This window comes from Stenotrophomonas sp. 05L44_2, from assembly GCF_056665995.1.
Map to the genome: position 1 here is coordinate 1 of NZ_JBFTNR010000574.1, position 2,733 is coordinate 2,733.

General features: G+C 64.0%; 1 protein-coding gene and 1 pseudogene. Both read right to left on the reverse strand.

The annotated features are described in order from the left end of the window. The coding region (locus AC1VAN_RS17620; RefSeq protein WP_480986324.1) for a TonB-dependent receptor domain-containing protein at positions 1-1,911 on the reverse strand (1,911 nt) is incomplete at its 3' end. Positions 1,912-2,241: 330 nt separating this feature from the next. Further along, positions 2,242-2,733: pseudogene (locus AC1VAN_RS17625) on the reverse strand (TonB-dependent receptor); the annotation flags it as partial.

Genomic DNA, 2,733 nt, shown 5'->3' on the forward strand with positions numbered 1-2,733 from the left:
ATTGGAGATGGTCGGCGCGCGGAACCCTTGGGCCCAGGTGCCGCGGACCAGCAACTGGTCGATCGGTTTCCAGGTGAAGCCGAACTTGCTGTTGAGGGTGCCGCCGAAGGTGGTGTAGTCCGAGTATCGGGTGGCGGCGCTCAGGCTCAGCTCGCGCGCACCTGCAAGGTCGCGAAGCACCGGCACGCTCAGCTCCAGGTAGGCCTCGTCTACACGGTAGCCACCGCCGGTGGGGCCTGCGGCCAGGTTGGTGGTGGCACCGGTCTGTGCCAGCGCATCGGGGATGAAGCGGCCATCCTCGCGGCGGCTCTCCGCACCCACCGCGAAGCCCAGTTCGCCGGCCGGCAGCGTGGCGAGGCTGCCACTGAGGCTGGCGAACAGGTTGCGGGTTGTCGTGCGGCCGCGGCTGAGTTCCTCCGGGAACAACCAGTCCTGCAGTTCCGGGTTTCCGGTCAGGCCATAGGGATCATCCTGGCCATAGGGCACCAGCGGGTTCCAGGGTCTGCACCCGGCGATCGGTGCATCCGGTGTACCGCACTCGACCTTGCCGGTTGCCGGATTGTGGAAGGACGGCCCGGTGGCATCGGCGACGCGTTGCTTGTGCAGGTTGCCGGTGGCGCGTTGGGTCAGTTCGCTGCGGTTGTACTGGTAGCCGGCTTCCCAGTCGAAATCGCGACCGCCGAACGCGAAGCTGCCATCGAACGCCGCCACGCCCTGCCAGGAGGTCAGTTCGCTGGTACTGACGCGCGGAATCTCCCAGGTACGGCGGTTCCAGTGCACGTCGCTGGGCGTTTCGTAGCCGTGATGGCTGCCGAACGGGTTGAACCAGCTGTCGGCGGACATCGGCGTGATGCCGGCTGCGCCGGACTGGAACGGGTAGCCGGCGACCTGGCGCTTGGTGGTGCGTTGGTTGTAGGCCAGCTGGGTGTTGAAGCGGACCTGGTCGTTCAGATCCACGCGGGCGTCAACGAAGATCGAGTCACGCTTGATCGGTGTCTGCAGGTGCATCTGCTCGTTGCTGTTGCTGACGTCACCGGTGAATGGCGTGTTGTCGCTGAGATGGAAGCTGTCCGGCCCGCCCGGCTGACTGCCACGGTCGAGCGAATAGCTGCAGCCACGGCTGTTGCTGCAGCCCGGGCCCTTGAAGCCGGTAATGCGGCCCCACTGGCCGACCGTAGTCCAACCATCGTCGGGATGACGGTCGGTATAGGTGTAGGCACTGAAGCCTCGGTCCTTCGCCCACACGCCCTTTTCTTCGACGTGCTCGGCGGCGAGGCTGATCGAGGCGCGTTCATTCGACCAGCCTGCAACCACGTCGTACTGGGTGCGGGCACCATCGCCTTCGCTGAACTGGCCATGGTAGACGCTGGCGGTCACGCCCTCGACGTTGCGGCGGGTGATGATGTTGACCACGCCGGCCATCGCGTCGGAACCGTAGATGGCCGATGCGCCATCCTTCAGAACTTCCATGCGCTCCACGGCAGCGGCAGGAATGCTGGAGACGTCCTGATACCCACTGGTGGTCATGCCCAGGCGTTTGCCATTGATCAGTACCAGCGTGCGCTGCGCACCCAGGCCGCGCATGTCCACGTAACTGCCACCGGCGGTTTCGCCAGCGCTGAGCGGGCTGGCGCGGCTCAGTGCCGGGCTGCCGGTCGCGCTCAGGTTCTGCAGGATGTCGGCGACGGAATTGAAACCCTGCCGCTCGATGTCAGCGCGGCTGATGGTCAGCACGGGCTGCGCGGTTTCCAGATCGACTTGGCGGATGCGCGAGCCAGTGATTTCGATGCGGTCCAGGGTGGTGGTTTCAGCCGAATGCTGGGCGAATGCAGGAACGGCCAATGCGGTGGTTGCGGTCATCGTCAGCGCGCGACGGATCGCCAACCCAAGTTCGGGAATACGGATGGTCATGGCTCTCTCTCTCTTCCAAATCATCGGTGCGCGGCCAAGCAGGGCTGCGCCAGTTCCACCGCGGGCGGTGGACGTTCAAACCTAGTGAAGGCCCGTAGAGAGGAGTAGAGGAACGCGAGGAGAACGCCTGGATCGGCGATGACGCTTTTGTACAAAGCGGAATCGAATCAATCGATTGCCAGGTCATGGTGTGCTCCGGCTTATGGAGTGCCCGGGCTCGCGTGCTGGATTGGAAGCGTCAAGAGCGATGTAGATGGCGACAACCTGCGCGGGCATAAAAAAACCACGGCCCCGAAGGGCCGTGGTCGTGGTGTTACGACAGCGCGTGGATCAGAAGCGCTGCTGGTACTTCATGTACATGAAACGACCGATGTCGTAGCCACCGTAGTAGGAGAACGACGAATTCGGCTTGCTGTACATCACCGGGCCTTCCTTGCCGAACACGTTGTTGGCGCCAACCGACACGGTGGCATCCCACGGCAGGTTGTAACGGAACTGCACGTCGTGGAAGGTGACCGCACCACGCTGGTTGTAATCGCGGGTGCCCTTGATCCACGGTGCGGTGAAGCCCGGATCGGAGCACTCATCCGCGTAGCGGGTGGCGTTGAGGCAACGCTCCTTCACGCCGGAGTAGTAACGCGCGGTCCAGCTGACGCCGAAGTCACCGATATCCCAACCCAGCACCAGGTTCGAACGCACCCGGAAGGCCAGGCTGGTGCTGGTGCCGATGGTGTTGGCCACGCCGTTGATCGGGGTGGGAACCACGCCGGTATCGTTGGTCGAACGGTACACGTTCTTGCTGACGTAGGTGCTGGTCCAGCC